This is a genomic window from Glutamicibacter mishrai, from assembly GCF_012221945.1.
In the GTDB taxonomy this organism is placed as follows: Bacteria; Actinomycetota; Actinomycetes; order Actinomycetales; family Micrococcaceae; genus Glutamicibacter; species Glutamicibacter mishrai.
Map to the genome: position 1 here is coordinate 1,100,331 of NZ_CP032549.1, position 19,245 is coordinate 1,119,575.

Below are 19,245 nucleotides of genomic sequence, written 5' to 3' on the forward strand. Positions count from 1 at the left end.
ACAGCCAAGCGCAAAAAAGGTGAAGCCGGCATTTGCCGGCTTCACCTTCTTGAGTCAAGACTTCACTCCTTGGTTAGCCCAGGGTCCACGAACGCTTCGAGAGCCCGAACCAGAAACCATCAATGGCTGTTTTAGCTTCGATTCCGCCCGATGCGTAGGCCGCGCCGAGGGCTACGTACAGCGGTGCCCAATGCTCGGAACGCGGATGCGCTTCACGAGCGGCCGGAGCCTTGTGCAGGAAATCGAGGATGGAATCCACATCGCCGCGGGCCATGGCTTCCTCAGCCCAGTGGTCGAATTCGCTCGACGCTGTTGGCGGTGAAGCGTCGGCGCCGGCAGCGGGGTTGAACCAACGCAGGTTATGCGTGGTGAATCCCGAACCGACAATCAGCGTCCCGCGGTCGCGCAGCGATGCCAGGCTCTTGCCCAGTTCGAACAGGCCAGTGGGATCCAAGGTGGGCATGGACATCTGCACCACCGGGACATCGGCCTCCGGGAACATTTCCTTCAGCGGGACGTAGGCCCCGTGGTCCAGCCCGCGCGATTCGTCGCGTGCGACGTGGTGGCCGTGGGCTGCGGTCAGCCGCTCGACTTCATTGGCCAGTTCCGGTGCCAGCGGCGCGTCGTAGCGAACGTCGTAGTATTTCTGGTCGAATCCCCAGAAGTCATAAACCAGTTCGTTCTTCTCTTGCGTTGCGCTCAGCGTCACCGGAGCGTTTTCCCAGTGGGCCGAGATCATCAGGATGTCTTTGGGCTTCTCGAAAGAATCCGACCAACTAGCCAGCTCCCGGGTCCAGCGCTGATCGTCGGCCAGCGGCGGAGCGCCGTGGCTGAGGAAGAGGACCGGTGGTGCGCCTGTCTGCTGTGTCATGATTCCAAAGTAACAACAATTACTTGAAGCGTCAATGAAATTAGACGAGACGCACTCCGGCCCCCTGCTCCAGCCCTAGGCGCTCACCGCCAACCCGGCCTCGGCCGCCGATTGAACCGGGAAATGGCACTCGGCGATCTGCTGCTCTTCGCTCCGTGAAACTGACGGCATGCCCAGCGAGATCGTTCCATCAGCAGCACGCACACGGCTATCGGGCCGCTCAACTGAACAAATCGGTTGCGCTTTCCAGCACCTGGTACGGAACCGGCAGCCCGAGGGCGGATCGAGCGGGGATGGTAGTTCACCTTGCAGGACAATGCGATTCTTCGGCCTCAAAGCAGGATCCAGCTTGGGCGAGGCCGACATCAACGACGCCGTGTACGGATGCAACGGCGATTCGAATACCTGCTCGGTGGAACCCGTTTCGATAATGCGCCCCAAATACATCACCGCAACGCGGTCGGTGACATGGCGAACGACCGAAAGATCATGGGAGATGAAAATATAGCTGACTCCCAGCTGCTGCTGGAGATCATTGAGCAGGTTCAGCACCTGCGCCTGCACCGACAGGTCCAAGGCAGATACCGGTTCATCCAAGATGATCAGATCCGGCCCCAGGGACAGAGCCCGGGCAATGCCGATACGCTGGCGCTGCCCACCGGAAAATTCCTGTGGCGACTTATCCGCATCGGTAGCACGCAGCCCGACCAGCTCAAGCAGCTCCTTCAACCGCTGCTTCCGGGCGGCGGCCGTAGGGTACAGGTCCTTATGGGTCGCGAAGGGCTCGGTGATGATTTGCCCCGCGGTCATCCGCGCATTAAGCGAGGCGAACGGGTCTTGGAAGACCATCTGCACCCGGCGGCGCCAGGCGCGCAAGGACTTGCCCCGCAGCGCGAATGGATCTTGCCCGTCAAAGCGAACCGTTCCGCCATCGGGTTGTTCCAGCATCATCAGCGTCCGAGCCAAGGTGGACTTTCCGCAACCGGACTCCCCCACCAGCCCCAGGGTTTCGCCGCGCTTGACGCTCAGGTTGATCCCATCCAGGGCCTTCAGTTCGCGGGTCCCGGAGCTGCCCGAGGCCACGTGGAAGGTCTTGGCCAGATCCTGGACTTCGAGAACGGTGCGTTCAGGTTCGGTCTGTGTCTCGATACTCATCAGTGCGCATCCTGTCCGTTAGCTGCTTCATCGTTGGACTGCATCGTTGATACCTGCTCGGCGAAGTGGCAGGCGGAGCGCTGCCCGGGGCCGGTTTCACGCAATGCCGGGCGCTGTTCGCGGCAGATCGCCGAAGCCAGCGGGCAACGGTCCTGGTAGACGCACCCGGCAGGGATCTTGCTCAGCTCCGGCGGGCTGCCCGGAATAGAGGACAGCCCCTCGCCGCGTTGCGCATCGGCAGGCACCGAGGACAAAAGCCCTTTGGTATACGGGTGCGTTGGCTGCGTGAACACCGTGTCAACGCTGCCCTGTTCCACCACGTTGCCGGCATACATCACGCACACGTCGTCGGCTTCTTCGGCGACCACCGCCAAGTCGTGGGTAATGAGCACCACCGCCATCTGCTCCTCGCTGCGCAGGTTGCGCAGCAGCTGCATGATCTGGGCCTGCACCGTCACGTCGAGTGCCGTCGTGGGTTCATCGGCAATCAGCAATTTGGGGCTCAGCGCAACTGCCATCGCGATCAGGATGCGCTGGCGCATGCCGCCGGAGAATTGATGCGGGTAGGAGTTCACGCGGGTTTCCGGCTCCGGGATGCCCACGCGGCGCATCAGCTCGATGGCCTCGGACTTGGCCTGCTTCTTGCTCGCACCGCGATGGATCCTGAAGGCTTCGCCAAGCTGGGTGCCAATGGTGTACACCGGGTTCAAGGCCGCCAACGCATCCTGGAAAACAATGCCTAAGCCCTCGCCGGCCACCGCGCGACGCTGCTTGCCGTTCATGGAGAACAAGTCCCGCGAATCCAGGTAGGCCTTGCCGCCAGCAACGGAAGCCACCGGATCGAGGAGCCCGGCAATGGCCTTGGCCGTCATGGATTTCCCGCAACCGGATTCACCCAGCAAGGCCAGGGTCTTGCCACGGCGAGCGCTGAACCCGACGTTGCTGACCACGCGCACGGTCCCCTTCGGTGTGCGGATATCTACATCCAAGCCTTGGACCTGCAGCACCGCTTCATCCTGCGGCTGCTTGTTGGACACTGGTTCTAGCATTTCGGTCATCATCAGTCATTGCCTTTCTTGGCCTGCATTTTGGCCGCCTGGCGGGTGGCTTTCTCAAAGGCCTTGGTGCTCTTGCGATCCAGTTCCAGCCGCCAGCGCTGGGCAGGGTCGGTGGCGATGCGCATCCAGGCGGCCAGCACATTGGCAGCCACCGCGGTCAGCACGATGGCAAGGCCCGGAAGGATGGACAGCCACCATGCGGTCTGCAGGTATTGGCGTCCCTGCGCCACCATCAGGCCCCAGGAAACATCCGGCGGCTGGATGCCGATACCGAGGAAGGACAGCGAGGATTCGGCGAGCATGACAAAGCAGAATTCCAGCGTGGCCAGGGTCAGCAGGGTTGGCGTGACCACCGGGATCACGTGGCGCAGGATGATCGCGTTGGGCTTGGTGCCGAAGGTGCGTGCGGCATCGACAAAGGTGCGCGACTGCAGTTCTGCGGATTCAGCCCTGGCGGTACGCAGGTAGATGGGGATGCGGGTAATCGCCAGGATCAGCACGATATTCGCGGCCGAAGGGCTGAAGACGAAGAGCACCACCACTGCCAGAAGCAGCGACGGGAAGGACATGATGATGTCGGCGATGCGCATCGATACCGCTTCGCGCCGGCCCCGGTGGTATCCGGCCCAGACGCCCCACAGCGAGCCGACGATCAAAGCCACCAGCACCGCAGGCACAGCAACCAAGAGGGTGGTCTGGGTGGCGACCACCATGCGGGCGAGCATCGAGCGTCCGAGTGAATCGGAGCCCAGGATGTACAGCCAGCCATTGGCTGGATCGAAGGGCGCCTTGTTCATGAACATCAGATTTTGCGCTGTCGCGCGCTCGCCCATCACCGCCGGACCGAAGATCGCGGTCAGTACCACCAGCACCAGGAAGACAGCGGCCACGGTGGCGAAGCGGTCACGCAGCAACATCGTGAACATCGAGACCCGGCCGTCTTTGCCTTTTGCGGCTTTGGCCGCTGACGCGGCCTGTTCAAGTGATGCCATCACTAGTTCCCCCTTGTGCTATCGGCGGCCATGGAGGCGGCTGCCAGCTGTGGCGTGTGCTGCTCGGATCCCTGGGTAGGGCCTTGGGCGGCACGGGCCTTGCGGCGCTTGCGCGCTCCGGCGCTGGGCCGCACACGCGGATCGAGCAATGCATAGCCCAGGTCGATCAGGATATTCAGGATGAAGATCGCCACCGCGGTGAGCAGCACGCAGGCCTGGAGCACCGCGAAATCCCGCTGCAGGATCGAATCGATCATCAGCTTGCCAATGCCTGGCCAGCCGAAGATCGTCTCCACCACCACGGCGCCGTTGACCAGTCCGACGGTCAGGTCGCCGGCAACGGTCAGCCCTGGAGCTGCGGCATTGCGCAGCGCGTGCTTCCCGATGACCCGGTATTCGGTGGCGCCCTTGGATCGGGCCAGCTTGATGTAGGGTTCGGACAGGGCCGAGACCATGGCTCCGCGGATGACCTGCACCAGGGTGCCGAAGGGCCGCATCACCAGGGTGGCGACCGGCAGGAACCAGGCCGCCGCGCCGGCAACGCCGGAGGTCGGGACCCAGCCCAGGGTGATCGCGAAGACCCAGATGCCCACGATGGCCAGCCAGAAATCCGGGATGGAGGCGGCGGTCATGGACAGGAAGGAGCTGCAGCGATCCAGGATCCCATTGGGCTTCATGGCGGCGGCCGAACCGACCACGATTGCCAGCAGGATGGCGATGGCCATCGTGGTGCCGGCCAGTTGCAAGGTGGCTGGGAAGGCCCGCAAGGCCATCTCGGCGGCATCCTGGCCGGTGCGCATGGAGGTTCCGAAATCCAGCCGGAAGATCCCGCCGAAGTATTGGGCCATCTGCACGAGGAGCGGCTGGTCCAGCCCGTTGCGAGCCGCGAATTCCTCGCGCATCGTTTCGGTGGCGTTCAGCGGCAGGTAGAGCGCCGCCGGATTGCCGGTCATTCGCGCCAGCGCGAAGACGCCGATGATGACCACGACCAAGGGCAGCGCCGAGGCGATAATCCTTTTACGCAAATAGGTAAGCATGATGCTGTGCTTTCAGTTGCCGTTGGTTACTTGGCCGCGGTGACTTCAGCCAGGCGCAGCTCATCGCCGCTGGACGAGTTCGGCTCGTAGGCCACCGACTGGGAAATGCCGAGCATGCCGGTCTGGTGGGCGATATGCGCGAACTGGACGACTTCGTCATTCTGGTATTTGAAGACCTTTTCGAATGCCGCCTGGCGGTCATCGCCGGTCGCGGCATCCGCCTGGGCGATCAGCTTGTCCAGCTCCGGGGTGCCGAAGGCGGACTGGGCGCCCTTGGTGGTCATGTACTGGTCCACGGTGAAGGCCGCGTCACCGGCCTGGTTGCCGTGCTGGGTCATCAGCATGATGGCCCCGTCTTCCTTGGTCGGGAACGGACGGACCTGGTAGGTCAGGTGCTGGCTGGTTTCGAGCATCTTCAGGTTCACGGTCAGCCCGGCCTGGGTCAGCTGTTCCTGGATGACCTGGGCCAGTTCCTGGATCTTCGGGAACTGCGCGGTGCGCACCACGAGGTTGATCGGTGCCGAGACATCGGTCCCGGCGGCCTTGGCCTCCGCGACGAGGTCCTTGGCCTTCTGCGCGTTGTACTCCCACACCGGAAGATCCTCGCTATGTCCTACGACGCCTGAGGGCACCAGCTGGGCGGCGGCCTTGTCGCGTCCTCCGTAGAGGGAGGCGACGATGGATTCCTTGTCGATGGCGTAGTTCACCGCGCGGCGGATGCGGATGTCGTCGAAGGGCGCCTTATCGGCGTGCATGCGCAGGGCGACGGTTTCGTTATTCGGGTAGGAGACCCCCAGATCCCCGATGTTGTCTTCAGGGCTCAGGCCCGTGGCGATGTCGGCCTCGCCCGAGGTGATCATGGCTGCGCGCACGCTGCCTTCGGACCGCCATTGGTAGTTGGCCTTCTGGAATTCAGGTGCTTCGCCCCAGTAGTCCGTGTAGGCGCTGGCGTTGATGCTCTGTCCGGCCTGCCAGTCATCCAGCTTGTAGGGACCAGTGCCAATTGGCTCGCGCACCTTTTCGGTGGCCGAGGTTTCCTCTGGCACGACTTCCAGGAAGGACAGGCGCAGCGGAAGGATCGGATCCTTCTTCGCAGCGGTGACTTCAACCGTGTAGTCATCCACTTCCTTGAGCTTCAAGTCGTCATCGCCGAAGACGTAGCCTTCAACGTTGCAGCCGAGCTTGGAGTTGACCGCGCGGTCGATGGTGGCCACGGCATCGGCCGCAGTGAACTCGGAACCGTCGTGGAATTTGACGCCTTCGCGGAGCTTCAGGGTCCAGGTCTTGTCGTCCTTGCTGGACCACTCGGTCGCAAGTTTCGGTTCCAGCTCGCCACTGGTGGGGTTTCTTTCGATCAGCGGCTCGGTGATGGTGGAACGGATGACCACCCCGGTGCTGGTCAGGTTGGATTCGCAGGCCTCAAGGGTCGGTGGCTCCTGTTGGAGCACGACGCGCAAGGTGTCGCTGGGAGCTGAGGATCCGCCGGAGGCTGCCTCTTCCGAGTTGGCGACGGAGCAGCCTGACAGCGCGGTGGTGCCCAGCAGGGCGGAGGCTGCAAGGGCTAATGGGATGCGGCGGGAGCGAGCGATTCGGTTATGCATTGTGGTTCCTTCGCGACGGTGCGATGTGCAAGGTGGATCAAGCGGGAAATCCGCAGAAGTTCGTATCCACAGCCTTGACCGCGCGCCGGGCCGGGTCAAGGTTTTATTGGCCGGTTGCAACCGCCACTAGTGACCGACATGAAGGTACCGGACGGTAGGTGGAATGTGACTTGCGCTACATTCCGGGAGCAACGGGGCATCCATACCTCAAGGGCATGGATTCATCTAATTTGCGTGTTGGACGTGAATTGATCGCGCTCCCTACGATGCAGTTATGCCCACTCAAACCAGCGCCGCAGCGCAAGAACAGAGCACCCCGATCACCGGAGAGCAGATCCTCCGCGTTGGCCCGGTCAACCCAACCGTGGCCGAGAGCCTGAAGGAAGAATTCGCGACCCTCGTACTGCCCGATTCAAGCGCTGAACGCGCGGCGTTGCTGGCCTCGCACGGCGAGCAGATCCGGGTTGCAGTGTGCTCCGGCCGCTTTGGCGTCGACAGTGAGCTGATGGCACAGCTGCCAAATCTGGAAGCCATCATCAACTTCGGCGTTGGCTATGACGCGACCGATACCCAGCAGGCCGCTGAACGAGGGATCGCCATTAGCAATACCCCTGATGTGCTCAACGACTGCGTGGCCGATACTGCGCTGGGGCTCTACCTTTCCACCCTGCGCTCCTTGGGCGCGGCGGAGCGGTTTGTGCGCGACGGTTCGTGGGCTTCCGGCCAGAATTTCCCGTTGGCCACGCGCGCCAGCGGCAAGAAGGTCGGGATCCTCGGCCTGGGGCGCATCGGACAGGCGATCGCCACCCGGCTGGAAGCTTTTGGGTGCGAAATCCACTATCACAACCGCAATCAGAAGCCAGAAGTGAGCTACCAATACCACTCGTCGGCCGCGCAGCTGGCAGCGGAGACCGAGGTGCTCATCGTGGCAGCTGCCGGCGGCCCGCAGTCGGCCAAACTGGTCAACCGGGAAGTCCTTTCGGCGGTGGGTCCGCAGGGATTCATCATCAACATCGCCCGCGGCACGGTCATTGACGAACAGGCACTGGTCCAGGCGCTGCTCTCCGGCGAGATCGCAGGAGCCGGATTGGATGTCTTCGAAAACGAGCCGAATGCCCCTTCCGAACTATTGGAACTGGATAACGTCGTACTCCTGCCCCACCTGGGCAGCGGCACGCGGGAAACGCGCGCAGATATGGCGTCGCTGACTCTGGAGAATCTTCGGGCTTATTTGACCGAGCGAAAGCTGATCACGCCTATTTCCTAGCCTTCTACCGCTTTGGCACCCACGCCCCGCTGATCCGGATTACCCAGATCAGCGGGGCATTATTTGCGCAGCGAGAGGGCATGGAAGGATCTCTGCTTTTCTATCAGGAAATCACTTGTTAGATAAGTTGATAACTTGTACGATAAGTTCAGAAGCTCAAACACCCCACTCCCAGGAGCATGTTTTCCATGACCTACACTCCAGACGCCATCCGCCACGTCAAGCTCTCCACCGCTCGACTGCCGCTGGCCACTCCCATCTCCGACGCCAAGGTATTCACCGGCCGCCAAAAGCCAATGACCGAGGTCGTCTTCCTCTTCGCGGAAATCACCACGGAACAGGGTTTTGAAGGCATGGGGTTCTCCTACTCCAAGCGAGCAGGCGGGCCAGCACAGTACGCGCACGCCAAGGAAGTCGCAGAGACGATGATCGGCGAGGACCCCAACGACATCGCCAAGCTGTATACCAAGCTCTTGTGGGCGGGCGCCTCCGTGGGCCGCTCAGGCGTGGCAACCCAGGCACTGGCCGCCCTGGACATCGCGCTCTACGACCTGAAGTCCAAGCGAGCAGGCCTGCCACTGGCCAAGTTCCTGGGTTCGCACCGCGACTCGGTGCGCACCTACAACACCTCCGGCGGCTTCCTCAACGCCTCCATCGAAGAGGTCAAGGAACGCGCCAGCCAGTCCATCGAAGAAGGAATCGGCGGCATCAAAATCAAGGTCGGCCTGCCGGACTCGGCAGAAGATCTTCGCCGCGTCGCCGCCGTCCGGGAACACATCGGCAACGACGTACCGCTGATGGTGGACGCCAACCAGCAGTGGGATCGCGCCACTGCCCTGCGAATGGGCCGCAAGCTGGAGCAGTTCGACCTGGTCTGGATCGAAGAGCCGCTGGATGCCTATGACGCCGAGGGCCACGCGGCACTCGCCGCAGCCTTGGATACCCCTATCGCCACCGGTGAAATGCTCGCTTCCGTTGCCGAGCATGAGCGGTTGATTGCCGCTCGCGCCTGCGACATCATCCAGCCCGATGCACCACGCGTTGGCGGCATCACCCAGTTCCTGCGTCTGGCCACTTTGGCGGATCAGGCTGGCTTGGATCTGGCGCCGCACTTCGCCATGGAAATCCACCTGCACCTGGCGGCGACCTACCCACGCGAGCCATGGGTGGAGCACTTCGACTGGCTGGATCCGCTATTCAACGAACGCCTTGAAACCAAGGACGGCCGTATGATCGTGCCAGACCGTCCGGGTCTGGGCTTCACCTTCAGCGACCAGGCTCGCGCTTGGACCACCGACACCGTGGAATTCGGCCGACCATAACCAGCTAGTGAACCAGTGCCGGTGCCCGCTTCAGGCGGTCACCGGCACTTATGCTTTAAGGATGCAGAGCATGAAACCCAATTTAGCTTCTTCGCTGGTTGACCACCTGCGTGAACGTATCAGTTCCGGAGATATTGCGGCGGGCGAAAAATTGCCGAGCGAGAATACCTTGATCGCTTCGCACGGGGTCTCGCGCACCGTAGTCCGAGAGGCCATCACCCGGCTGCAGACCGAGGGATTGATCTACACCCGCCGCGGTGCCGGCAGCTTTGCGCTGACCCCTCCCCCGGAATCTTCCCCGGAATCCCAGACGTTGATTCCCCGCACCTTGGCTGAGCGCCGCCAGCTGATCGAATACCGACTGGGATTTGAGACGGAAGCAGCAGCCGGCGCCGCCTTGATGGCTTCCGAAGAGGACCTTTCAGCCATGGATGCAGCTCTGCAAGGTTTCGAGGCTTCGCTGGGCAACGCTTCGGTAAGCATGAACTGCGACTTCCAGTTCCATTTGGCTGTGGCTCGCGCCACCGGAAATCCGTACTTCAGCCAGGCGGTCCAAAGCTTCGGCCCCGCAATGATTGCCATGCCGCGCCGGCGCTTGGATTCCTCGGACTCCTTGCCTTCTGGCAGGCTGGATTCGGTCGCCGCGGAGCATCGGACGATCCATCAGGCGATTGCAGCGGGCAATCCTCAGCTGGCGTCCGCCGCGATGAGAATCCATCTATCCAATTCCATGGCCCGTTTGCAGGCCGAGGCGTAGGACGCCAGCGAATAGCAGTGTGCCCCGAAAGGGTTTCTCCGTTCGGGACACACTGCTATTTGGCAGGTTAGCCAACGAGCTGGCTGAGCAATAGGACTCCCAGCAGCCCCAGGATCGCCAGGGTGGTGGTGTAGGTAGTGCGCACCGCGAGCGCCTGCCCGACATTGAGGTTGAAGTACTCCTTGAACATCCAGAAGCCGGGATCGTTCACATGGCTGAAGGCGATGGAACCGCAGGCTGTGGCCAGGACCATCAATTCCGGCGATGCTCCGGTGGCTGCGACCAATGGCGCCGCGATGCCCGCCGCGGTCGAGACCGCGACCGTAGCCGACCCCAGGGCGATGCGCAGGATCACGGCGATGAGCCAGGCCAGGATCAATGGGCTGAGGTTCCAGCCCGAGGTGGTCTCCGCGATGTAATCGGCGATTCCAGCCGAGACCAGTACCTCTTTGAACGCGCCACCAGCGCCGATGACCAAGAGGATCATCGCCATGGCGCGGGCTGACTCGCTCATGGATTTCGCGACCTGGTTCATGGAACGATTGCTCATCGGCCCGAAAGCGATGATGGCAACGATCAAGGCAATGAGCAAGGCTATTTCAGCCGAGCCCAGCAGCTTCAAGACGTTGTCCACGGGTTCGCTCAGCTGCAGCGACATCCGTGCCACCTCGGAGCCGGCAATCAGCACGATCGGCAGCAGCGCGACGATGAAGGACATCGCCGTGGATGGCAGCTCTTCATCCTTGAATTCCTTCTCAGCCAACAGGCCTGCAGGCATCTGGGGATTCATCTTCCGCACGAAGGGCAAGCGTGGCCAGGTCATCGCGATGGCAACACCCACCGGAATGGCGATCAGCAGCCCATAGGCCAGCGTGAGACCGACCGAAGCGTTGTACAGGCCTGCCACGGCCGTCGGGCCAGGGTGTGGCGGGAGGAACGAGTGCATGGTGGACAGCGAGATCGACATTGGCAGGCCAACCCACAATAGATTCACCTTCGTGGCGCGCACCAGGGTGAAGGCCACGGGAACCAAAATGACGAATGCCACCTCGTAGAACATCGTGACACCAATGAGCATGGCCGAAATAACCATGGCCCACTGCACGCCGCGCTCTCCGAAGACCGCAAGGATCTTTTTCGCGATGCGCTGGGCAGCGCCGGCATCGCCCATGACGCGACCGATCATCGCGCCCAAGCCGATCACGATGGCGGTTCCGCCCAGTTGCCCACCCAGGCCCTCGGCAATGATTTCCGGGATGTCCGCGACTCCCGCCGGTTGCCCATCGAAGGTGAGCGAATCGGTCGCCACGGCCCAGAAGGCAACGAGGGTGGCGACAAGAATTAGGGAGATAAAGCCGTTGAGCTTGAACTTCATCATGAGAATCAGCAGCACAACAACAGCCAGCGCGACGATGAGCAATGGCATAGGTGACTCCAATCTGATGGACTGTGGGAAGAAAAGATGCGGGACACTGAATGGGATGCGAAGGCAATTCGGAAAAGTGAACTGGCGCATAGCTCTTTGTGCCAGCAATCACGTTAGTGAGTTCAATTCAGCCCGTCCAAGACTCGAACCGCATTCATTGATACCCAGCTGGCATCAGTCCCCCACTTCGACACCCTCAAACAGCCCGGCATCCCCGAAAATTCGCCATTCACGCCCGATCACGTTCAGTCTCCATGGAGATTAAATCGAGTCCGCGAGCCAGATTCTTGTGATCAGCATCACTGTTTGACAAGCTGTTTTTCGTCCGTATCAATCGTGGTTTTGACATGGAAAAGCAGGCCATGCCCCGCTCCTAAAAGGAGCGGAACATGGCCTGCTAGCGGTGTCTACGAGCGGCTGAGCTGCCCTTAGGAAGCCTTGACCGCCAGTACCGGATGTTCTGCCTGCAGCAGGATCCGCTGGGCCTGCGAGCCCATGATGAACTTGCCTACCTGGGAACGCTGGCGCAGGCCGATGACAATCAGCGAAACCTGGTGCTTGTCGGCCAAGCCGAGGAACTCCTCGGTGAGGTCGTCTCGATAGGTTGATTCAATGACCTGGGCTTGGACCCCTGCTTTGAGCGAAGCATCCAGCACCCGTGCCAGGTCTTCTTCTGAGGCCGTGTTCTTGTCCACCAATGATCCCTCGCGGGAGGAGTTGACGATGAGCAGTGTCTCATCGCGCAGCTTCGCTTCCTTGATCGCTGCAGCGACTGCGGCTTCGCCAACACTAGAAGGAACGTATCCGACGATTATGCTCATGCGTTTTCCTTTACCTTGTTTTCGGCAACCGTGGCTGCCAGCGAAGAGTTCTTCCGCTTGTCAATGGCGCTCTTGATGATTGGCCACACGGCGACAACAACGAAAAGAACCAGCAGGGTGGCCGAGATCGGCCGGGTGAAGAATCCTGTCGGATCGCCTTCAAGAACCAGCAGCGAACGACGCAGGTTGGATTCAAGCAAGCTGCCCAAGACAAAGGCCAGAACCAGTGGACCTGGTTCGAACCCGAACTTTTTCATCAGGTAACCGATAGCTCCAAAGAGCACCACGAGCAGCACATCGAACATCGAGTTGCGGATGGTGTAGGCACCGAGCATCGTGATGAGCGCGGTAATCGGCGCCAGGATCGCCGCACGCACACGCAGAATCCTCACGAAGACGCCGATCAGCGGAATGGACATGATCAGCAGGAGGATATTGCCGATGTACATCGAGTTCACCACGCCCCAGAACAGCTGCGGATCATTGCTGATCAGCTGTGGACCTGGCGTAATGCCCTGAATCAGCAGGGCACCGAAGATGATGGCCATGGTGGCGTTGGCGGGAATACCCAGGGTGAGCAGCGGGATGAACGAGCTGGTGGCAGCAGCGTTGTTGGCAGACTCCGGGCCGGCCACACCTTCGATGGCGCCCTTGCCGAACCGCGAAGGATCCTTGGCGGTCTTCTTCTCCATGGCATAGGAAGCCAGCGAGGCAATGGTCGCGCCGCCACCGGGAAGAATGCCCAGGAAGAATCCGAGCACGGACCCGCGGCCAATCGCACCGGACGCTTCTTTGATGTCCTTGCGCTTGGGCCAGACATTGGACACCTTCACCGGCGCATTGGCCGCGCGATGGCGTTCCTCGAGGTTGTAGAGGATCTCGCCGACGCCGAACAGGCCCATGGCGATCGGCACGAAGTCGATCCCATCAGCCAGCGACAGGTTGCCGAAGGTGAAGCGCTCAGCGCCGGTAAAGCCGTCGCGGCCAATCGTCGCCAGGAACAATCCGACGGCTGCTGCGATGATGGCCTTGATCTTGGTGCCGCCCGAGATGGTCGCGACCAGCAGGATGCCCAGCATTGCCAAGGCCGTGTATTCCGGCGGGCCGAAGTCCAGCGCGAAGCTGGCCACCAGCGGAGCCAGGAAGGTCAACCCGATGATCGAGATGGTGGCGCCGAAGAAGGAACCGATGGCGGCAATGCCCAAAGCGGCGCCCGCCCTGCCCTGCTTGGCCATCACGTATCCGTCGAAAACGGTGACCACGGAGCTTGCCTCGCCGGGCAGCCGCAGCAGTACCGAAGTGATGGTTCCGCCGTATTGCGCGCCGTAGAAAATGCCGGCCAGCATGATGATGGCGGTGACTGGTTCCACGCCATAGGTCATCGGCAGCAAGATGGCGATGGTTGCCGCTGGCCCCAGGCCGGGCAGCACGCCGATGAGCATGCCGACCACGACGCCCAGCAGGCAGTACAGAAGGTTTGTAGGATCCAGGACGACGTTGAAGCCGTCGAGGACCGGTCCGAAGAATTCCATGCGAATAAGCCTTTACGTGCTTTAGAAAAGTCGAGGGATCGTGGTGCCCAAGGCTGCGATGAAAATTGCGTAGAAGGCGAGAACGATCAAGATCGAATAGATCGTGGCCGACCTCCAGCGCTCACCGCCCAGCCAGCGCATCCACACGAAGCACAGCAGTAGCGATGGGATTTCGAAGCCGATGACCGGCATGAGGACCACCATCAGGATCAGCGTGCCGAACCCGATCGCGGCGTACCAGCTCAGGGCACTGAACTTCTCCCCGTCCTTGCCGCCGCGGCGGCCGACAATCACCTGCGCGATGGCCATCACGGAAGCAATGAGCGAAATAATAAAAGGCCACATGCCCGCGGCCGGCTCGGATGGAGTCCCCAATCCGAGCCCGGCCGAGAGCACCATGCCGGCGATGCCCGAGCCCAGGACCACCAAGGAGGAGAGCAGATTGGCAATCGGGCCAGCGGGTTCCGCGGCCTCGGCTTCCCACTGCGCGGCCAGCTCTTCAGGGGTTAGCGCTTCTTCAATGTCAGGCGCCTGCGCCACCTGGGTTTCCTCAACGCTGGCTTCAGCAGCATGCCGCGCGCGTTTCTCGTCCATAAGTTTCATCCTGGGATTCTCGCTTTCGCGTCTCGATGCGGGCTCGGTTGGCTACTTGCCAGCGAGCGAGATCCCGTGCTCGTCGGTGAGTTCCTTGTAGGTCGAAGCCAGTTCCTTCCATTCGGAAACCACTTCTTCGCCGCTGATCTCGTGAGGAGTCAGCATGTTCTTTTCGTTGAACGACTTGTAGCTGTCGGCTGCGGTGGCGTCCTTGATCGATGCCACCAGCTTCTCCTTGGCCTCGTCGCTCAGGCCCTTGGGGGCGGCGATGGCGCGGTACTGGGAGACTGGAACTTCGTAGCCGGCTTCGATGGCAGTAGGCACATCAGGGAGGAACTCGTTGCGCTCCTTGGAGAAGACGACAATCGGGGTCACCTTGCCGGCGTCGATCTGCGGCTTTGCTTCGCCCAACTGGATGGTGGACACCTGGACCTGGTCCCCCATGACCGCGGTCAGTGCCGGTGAGCCGGAATCGAAGGGAACCGTGGTTCCGTCAATGTCAGCCTGAGCCATCAGAAGTTCCTGGGCCAGCTGCGAACCGGTCCCCACGCCGGTAGTGCCGAAAGACAGCTTCTTCTTGCTCTTCTTGATGTCGTCAATGCTCTTAACACCTGAGGCGGTGCTGGCAACCATGACGTAGTCATCCTGGGACAGCCCCATGAGCACATCCAGGTCATCGAGCGAGACGGTCTCGTCTTCAGAAACAGCCAGCGGCGTAATGGTGATCAGCGATGCGTTCAGCAGAACCAGGTTCTGGCCGTCCGGTTCCATGGCAGCGACTTCCTTGGTGGCCAACGCCCCATTGGCACCAGCCTTGTTTACCACTGGCATGGAAACGCCAAGAGAATCTGCCATGCCTTCAGCGGCAGCTCGGGCAATCAGATCCGTTGATCCGCCTGGGGCCTGGCCCACGGTCATGGTCACCGGACCGGAAGGGAAGCTGCTGGATTCCTTGCTTCCTGCTCCAACGTTTCCACCGCAAGCGGTCAATGCCAGGACGGCACCAGTGGCGGTCAGCGCGAGCATCGTGCGACGAGTCATACGGTTTTTCATGATGTTCTCCTGCGTCTTCGAGTGTATGTGACCCGGATCCTTACCTTGCGTGAGGTAAGTCACCTTGCTGGTCCCGGATATAGCCTAGAAACTAGAAGTGATGCATGTCCAAGGCTGAATGTGCATGGAGTGATTCCCGGAAGGTATTGAATGTTTACTCTGGATCAGGCCCGAAGCTTTGTTGCGGTGGCAGAAGAATTGCATTTCGGTCGCGCGGCCGAACGGCTGAACATGACGCAGCCGCCGTTGAGCCGGCAAATCCAGAAGCTTGAGCGCACGGTGGGCGTCGAATTATTGGAACGTGATAACCGCCGCGTCTCGCTTACCGCAGCAGGCCAGGCATTCTTGCAAGATGCCCGGCGCCTGGTCATTGCCGCCGAACGCGCTCCGGATAATGCGCGACGGATCGCCGCCGGACAGCTGGGAGAACTGCGCATCGGGTTCACCGCCGCTTCCGGCTTCAGCCTGCTGGGCCCGTTGCTAGGAGAGATCTCGGCCCAGATGCCGCAGGTTCATGTGGAACTCGCCGAAATGGTGACCAGTGAACAAGTCGATGCGCTGCTCGATGGCGACCTGGATTTGGGGCTGGCCCGCCCGCCGTTTGATGAATCGCTCTTCGAATCGGCGTTGCTGTTTTCCGAGGGCCTTGTGGCAGCAGTTCCGGCCAACCATCCACTGGCCCAGTCCAAGCACGAAATCACTTTTGAGGACTTGCGCGATGAACCGCTGATCATGCATTCCCCGACAAAAGCACGCTACTTTTATGATCTCGTGGTGCGCTTGATCGATGTCGAGCACAAGAACGTGCGCCATACCGTGAGCCAGATCCTGACTATGATCGCTCTGGTGTCAGCCGGGCGAGGCATTGCTTTTGTTCCGGAGAGCGCCAAGCTCCTTGGCGTTCCCGGCGTGAGCTACCTTCGCCTGCCTGAGGTCCGCGAAGATCCTGTGCAGCTGCATGCGATCTGGAGCCGGACGTCCAAAAACCCTGCGCTGGAACGCCTGGTCAATATCGTCAGAGGCAGTCTTCACGGCAATGATGCCGACTAGGTATCAAACAATACAAATATGGGCTTGGACAGGCATCATCGGGTGTTCCTACGCTGAGAGTAATAGCTGATCAACTCTCACTTCTTTTCCGCGGTCTCCAGACGCGGGATACGAAACAAAGGACACCTTTCATGGCCCAGTACACCCCTGCCGAACTTGCCAATAAGCTCAAGGACGGACTGCTCTCGTTCCCAGTCACCGCTTTCGACGCCAACCTCGAAATCGATGAGGCCGCCTACCGCAAGCACCTGGCATGGCAGTCGAGCTTCGATGTCGCGGGACTGTTTGCCGCCGGCGGCACCGGAGAAGGCTTCACCCTTACCCCGCAGGAAGCGTCCAAGGTTGTGCGCATGGCCGTTGAGGAAGCAGGCTCCAGCGTTCCAGTGCTGGCGTCGGCCGGCGGCTCCACCAAGCAGGCCATCCAGAACGCCCAAGATGCTGAGGCTGCAGGCGCCGAAGGACTCTTGCTGTTGCCTCCATACCTGACCGAATGCGATCAGGAAGGCCTGTACCAGCACGTCTCGGCCATCTGCTCTTCGACCAAGACCGGCGTCATCGTCTACAACCGCGCCAACGCCGTCTACTCTGCAGACACCGTGGCACGACTGGCTGACAACCACGAAAACTTCATCGGCTTCAAGGACGCGCTGGGCGACATCGAGCAGATCACCAAGGTCTACGCCAAGAACGGCGACCGCCTGTTCTACCTCGGCGGCCTGCCCACCGCAGAGACCTTCGCTTTGCCGCTGCTGCAGCTGGGCATGAGCACCTACTCCTCTGCCATGTACAACTTCGTCCCAGAATTCGCTCTGGACTTCTACAAGGATGTTCGTGCCCAGGACCGCGTGGCCATCAACGAGAAGCTGAACCGCTTCGTCTTGCCTTACCTGGAAATCCGCGACCGCGTGAAGGGCTACGGCGTATCCATCGTCAAGGGCGGATTGAAGGCCATCGGCCGTGACGCCGGATCGGTGCGCCCACCGCTGCAGGATCTGACCGAGGCAGACCTCGCGGATCTCTCGGCACTGATCCAGAAGGCAGGCATCGTTCCTGCTGGCGCCACACTCTAGAACTGAACGGGCAAATTTTCGAATCGCAAGGAGCACCATGACTACCAACACCGAGCAACTTACCGGGCAGTCGATTCTCGCTGGTGAAAGAATTACTGGCACCGGACGAACCGTCAACGGTTTCAACCCTGCCACCAACCAGCCGCTGGAACCGGGCTACAGCCTGATCGATACCGAACAGCTGAAGATCGCCACCTCCGCAGCGGCCGAAGCATTCGATTCCTTCCGCGCACTTGATCCAGAAAAGCATGCGGCCTTCCTCGAAGCCATCGCCGATAACATCGAGGCCGTCGGCGAGGAATTGGTAGAGCGCGCCATGGCCGAAACCGGCCTGCCAGCAGCCCGATTGAACGGCGAGCGCGGACGCACCACCGGTCAGCTGCGCTTGTTCGCAAAGGTAGTTCGCCAGGGCGATTTCCGTGGCGTGCGCATCGACCCGGCACTGCCTGAACGCACCCCATTGCCACGCGTGGACATCCGACAGCGCAAGATTCCTCTGGGACCGGTCGCCGTTTTCGGCGCCTCCAACTTCCCGCTGGCCTTCTCCACCGCCGGTGGCGATACCGCTTCGGCATTGGCTGCCGGCTGCCCGGTGGTCTTCAAGGCCCACAATGCGCATCCAGGCACCAGCGAAATCGTTGGCCAAGCCATCACTCAAGCTGTCGCCGACGCTGGATTGCACCCAGGCGTGTTCTCCCTGGTCTACGGACCCGGTGCTTCGATCGGCCAGGCATTGGTCGCTGACCCGGTGATCAAGGCAGTTGGATTCACCGGTTCGCGTTCCGGTGGTACTGCGCTCATGGCTACCGCCGCCGCACGTCCAGAACCGATTCCGGTCTATGCCGAAATGAGCGCCATCAACCCGGTGATCTTCTTCGAAGGTGCGCTCTCCGAGGATCCTGAAGCCCATGCCAAGGCCTACCTCGGCTCGGTCACCGGTTCTTCGGGCCAGCTGTGCACGGCTCCCGGCCTGGTCTTCGTCCCTGCCGGCGCCGCCGGTGACGCATTTGTAAAGGCCATTGCCCCGGCGACTGCGTCCAGCGCTGGCCAGACCATGCTGACCGAAGGAATCTACAACGCGTGGACCGAAGGGATTTCGGCACTGGAAAAGCAGGATGGTGTTGAACTGCTCGGACGCGGTACCGAAGGTTCCAGCGAAAATGCTCCGGCGCCGGTGATCTTTGCCTCCGGTGTTGAGCAGCTGCTGACCAATCCTGTCCTGCAGGAAGAGATCTTCGGCGCGGCTTCTCTCGTGATCCGCTACAACAGTTCTGAAGAGCTGGTCAGCACCTTGTCCAAGCTGGAAGGGCAGCTCACCGCCACCTTGCAGCTCAACGACTCGGATCACCAGCTCGCGACCGAGGTGCTGCCGGTTCTGGAAACCAAGGCTGGACGCATTCTGGTCAATGGCTGGCCTACCGGTGTTGAAGTGGGTGACGCAATGGTGCACGGCGGTCCATTCCCAGCCACCTCGGCGCCTCACACGACGTCGGTTGGCACCTTGGCCATTGAGCGCTTCCTGCGTCCGGTGGCTTACCAGAACTTCCCGGAAGGTCTGTTACCTGCGCCGCTGGCTACCGACAACCCATGGAATTTGAATCGTCGCGTGGATGGCACGCTAAAGCTTGCAGGAGAATAA

At 61.3% G+C, this 19,245-nt stretch carries 17 protein-coding genes; 6 read left to right on the forward strand and 11 right to left on the reverse strand.

The window, feature by feature from the left end; genetic code table 11:
- Nucleotides 1-73: 73 nt before the first annotated feature.
- The 6 genes from D3791_RS05235 to D3791_RS05260 all read right to left on the reverse strand — a co-directional run bounded on the left by D3791_RS05235 (nucleotide 74) and on the right by D3791_RS05260 (nucleotide 6,714).
- Nucleotides 74-871: a dioxygenase family protein gene (locus tag D3791_RS05235; protein ID WP_172511495.1), complete on the reverse strand. Its 798-nt coding sequence runs from the start codon at nucleotides 869-871 to the stop codon at nucleotides 74-76.
- Nucleotides 872-946: 75 nt separating this feature from the next.
- Nucleotides 947-2,026: an ABC transporter ATP-binding protein gene (locus tag D3791_RS05240; RefSeq protein WP_172511496.1), complete on the reverse strand. Its 1,080-nt coding sequence runs from the start codon at nucleotides 2,024-2,026 to the stop codon at nucleotides 947-949.
- Nucleotides 2,026-3,084, reverse strand: coding sequence for an ABC transporter ATP-binding protein (locus D3791_RS05245; protein ID WP_216847373.1), 1,059 nt, complete (start codon nucleotides 3,082-3,084; stop codon nucleotides 2,026-2,028). Before D3791_RS05245 ends, D3791_RS05240 begins: the two co-directional genes overlap by 1 nt.
- A 2-nt stretch (nucleotides 3,085-3,086) precedes the next feature.
- A complete protein-coding gene (locus D3791_RS05250) occupies nucleotides 3,087-4,076 on the reverse strand; it encodes an ABC transporter permease (RefSeq protein WP_172511497.1) in 990 nt (329 codons plus the stop codon).
- A gap of 2 nt (nucleotides 4,077-4,078) precedes the next feature.
- Nucleotides 4,079-5,113: an ABC transporter permease gene (locus D3791_RS05255; protein WP_172511498.1), complete on the reverse strand. Its 1,035-nt coding sequence runs from the start codon at nucleotides 5,111-5,113 to the stop codon at nucleotides 4,079-4,081.
- 26 nt (nucleotides 5,114-5,139) lie between these two features.
- Nucleotides 5,140-6,714 carry an ABC transporter substrate-binding protein gene (locus D3791_RS05260; protein WP_172511499.1) on the reverse strand — a complete coding sequence of 525 codons (1,575 nt, stop codon included), beginning with the start codon at nucleotides 6,712-6,714 and terminating at the stop codon, nucleotides 5,140-5,142.
- Nucleotides 6,715-6,988: 274 nt separating this feature from the next.
- On the opposite strand from D3791_RS05260, the gene D3791_RS05265 reads away from it, so the two are divergent.
- The 3 genes from D3791_RS05265 (at nucleotide 6,989) to D3791_RS05275 (ending at nucleotide 10,060) form a co-directional block, all read left to right on the forward strand.
- A complete protein-coding gene (locus D3791_RS05265; RefSeq protein ID WP_172511500.1) occupies nucleotides 6,989-7,981 on the forward strand; it encodes a 2-hydroxyacid dehydrogenase in 993 nt (330 codons plus the stop codon).
- Nucleotides 7,982-8,169: 188 nt separating this feature from the next.
- Entirely contained in the window at nucleotides 8,170-9,303 is a 1,134-nt protein-coding gene (locus D3791_RS05270; RefSeq protein WP_028268726.1) for an L-talarate/galactarate dehydratase, read from the forward strand.
- Nucleotides 9,304-9,373: 70 nt separating this feature from the next.
- Entirely contained in the window at nucleotides 9,374-10,060 is a 687-nt protein-coding gene (locus tag D3791_RS05275; protein WP_172511501.1) for a FadR/GntR family transcriptional regulator, read from the forward strand.
- Nucleotides 10,061-10,127: 67 nt separating this feature from the next.
- On the opposite strand, the gene D3791_RS05280 is transcribed toward D3791_RS05275, so the two are convergent.
- The 5 genes from D3791_RS05280 to D3791_RS05300 form a co-directional block, all read right to left on the reverse strand.
- A complete protein-coding gene (locus D3791_RS05280) occupies nucleotides 10,128-11,486 on the reverse strand; it encodes a gluconate:H+ symporter (protein WP_172511502.1) in 1,359 nt (452 codons plus the stop codon).
- 428 nt (nucleotides 11,487-11,914) lie between these two features.
- On the reverse strand, nucleotides 11,915-12,307 hold the full coding sequence (locus tag D3791_RS05285) for a universal stress protein (protein ID WP_022876117.1): 393 nt from the start codon (nucleotides 12,305-12,307) through the stop codon (nucleotides 11,915-11,917).
- Complete coding sequence (locus tag D3791_RS05290) at nucleotides 12,304-13,839, reverse strand: tripartite tricarboxylate transporter permease (protein ID WP_022876118.1); 1,536 nt, start codon at nucleotides 13,837-13,839, stop codon at nucleotides 12,304-12,306. Before D3791_RS05290 ends, D3791_RS05285 begins: the two co-directional genes overlap by 4 nt.
- A 21-nt stretch (nucleotides 13,840-13,860) precedes the next feature.
- Nucleotides 13,861-14,433 carry a tripartite tricarboxylate transporter TctB family protein gene (locus tag D3791_RS05295; protein ID WP_172511503.1) on the reverse strand — a complete coding sequence of 191 codons (573 nt, stop codon included), beginning with the start codon at nucleotides 14,431-14,433 and terminating at the stop codon, nucleotides 13,861-13,863.
- Between the two features lie 51 nt (nucleotides 14,434-14,484).
- Nucleotides 14,485-15,486, reverse strand: a complete 1,002-nt coding sequence (locus D3791_RS05300; protein ID WP_028268728.1) for a Bug family tripartite tricarboxylate transporter substrate binding protein — start codon at nucleotides 15,484-15,486, stop codon at nucleotides 14,485-14,487.
- A gap of 150 nt (nucleotides 15,487-15,636) precedes the next feature.
- Between D3791_RS05300 and D3791_RS05305 the strand changes: the two genes are divergently transcribed.
- From D3791_RS05305 to D3791_RS05315, 3 genes are all read left to right on the forward strand, one after another.
- Nucleotides 15,637-16,536: a LysR family transcriptional regulator gene (locus tag D3791_RS05305; protein ID WP_061953893.1), complete on the forward strand. Its 900-nt coding sequence runs from the start codon at nucleotides 15,637-15,639 to the stop codon at nucleotides 16,534-16,536.
- Nucleotides 16,537-16,667: 131 nt separating this feature from the next.
- Nucleotides 16,668-17,606, forward strand: a complete 939-nt coding sequence (gene kdgD / locus D3791_RS05310; RefSeq protein WP_172511504.1) for a 5-dehydro-4-deoxyglucarate dehydratase — start codon at nucleotides 16,668-16,670, stop codon at nucleotides 17,604-17,606.
- 37 nt (nucleotides 17,607-17,643) lie between these two features.
- The gene (locus D3791_RS05315) at nucleotides 17,644-19,245 is read left to right on the forward strand and encodes an aldehyde dehydrogenase (NADP(+)) (protein ID WP_172511505.1); all 1,602 of its coding nucleotides are present in this window, start codon (nucleotides 17,644-17,646) and stop codon (nucleotides 19,243-19,245) included.

Bases quoted from the DNA above. Each gene is read 5' to 3' on its own strand.
- D3791_RS05305 (WP_061953893.1), top strand. From the start codon at position 15,637: ATGTTTACTCTGGATCAGGCCCGAAGCTTTGTTGCGGTGGCAGAAGAA.
- D3791_RS05235 (WP_172511495.1), bottom strand. From the start codon at position 871: ATGACACAGCAGACAGGCGCACCACCGGTCCTCTTCCTCAGCCACGGC.
- kdgD (WP_172511504.1), top strand. From the start codon at position 16,668: ATGGCCCAGTACACCCCTGCCGAACTTGCCAATAAGCTCAAGGACGGA.
- D3791_RS05285 (WP_022876117.1), bottom strand. From the start codon at position 12,307: ATGAGCATAATCGTCGGATACGTTCCTTCTAGTGTTGGCGAAGCCGCA.
- D3791_RS05250 (WP_172511497.1), bottom strand. From the start codon at position 4,076: ATGGCATCACTTGAACAGGCCGCGTCAGCGGCCAAAGCCGCAAAAGGC.
- D3791_RS05240 (WP_172511496.1), bottom strand. From the start codon at position 2,026: ATGAGTATCGAGACACAGACCGAACCTGAACGCACCGTTCTCGAAGTC.
- D3791_RS05275 (WP_172511501.1), top strand. From the start codon at position 9,374: ATGAAACCCAATTTAGCTTCTTCGCTGGTTGACCACCTGCGTGAACGT.
- D3791_RS05315 (WP_172511505.1), top strand. From the start codon at position 17,644: ATGACTACCAACACCGAGCAACTTACCGGGCAGTCGATTCTCGCTGGT.
- D3791_RS05260 (WP_172511499.1), bottom strand. From the start codon at position 6,714: ATGCATAACCGAATCGCTCGCTCCCGCCGCATCCCATTAGCCCTTGCA.
- D3791_RS05245 (WP_216847373.1), bottom strand. From the start codon at position 3,084: ATGACCGAAATGCTAGAACCAGTGTCCAACAAGCAGCCGCAGGATGAA.
- D3791_RS05290 (WP_022876118.1), bottom strand. From the start codon at position 13,839: ATGGAATTCTTCGGACCGGTCCTCGACGGCTTCAACGTCGTCCTGGAT.
- D3791_RS05300 (WP_028268728.1), bottom strand. From the start codon at position 15,486: ATGAAAAACCGTATGACTCGTCGCACGATGCTCGCGCTGACCGCCACT.
- D3791_RS05270 (WP_028268726.1), top strand. From the start codon at position 8,170: ATGACCTACACTCCAGACGCCATCCGCCACGTCAAGCTCTCCACCGCT.
- D3791_RS05255 (WP_172511498.1), bottom strand. From the start codon at position 5,113: ATGCTTACCTATTTGCGTAAAAGGATTATCGCCTCGGCGCTGCCCTTG.
- D3791_RS05295 (WP_172511503.1), bottom strand. From the start codon at position 14,433: ATGGACGAGAAACGCGCGCGGCATGCTGCTGAAGCCAGCGTTGAGGAA.
- D3791_RS05265 (WP_172511500.1), top strand. From the start codon at position 6,989: ATGCCCACTCAAACCAGCGCCGCAGCGCAAGAACAGAGCACCCCGATC.
- D3791_RS05280 (WP_172511502.1), bottom strand. From the start codon at position 11,486: ATGCCATTGCTCATCGTCGCGCTGGCTGTTGTTGTGCTGCTGATTCTC.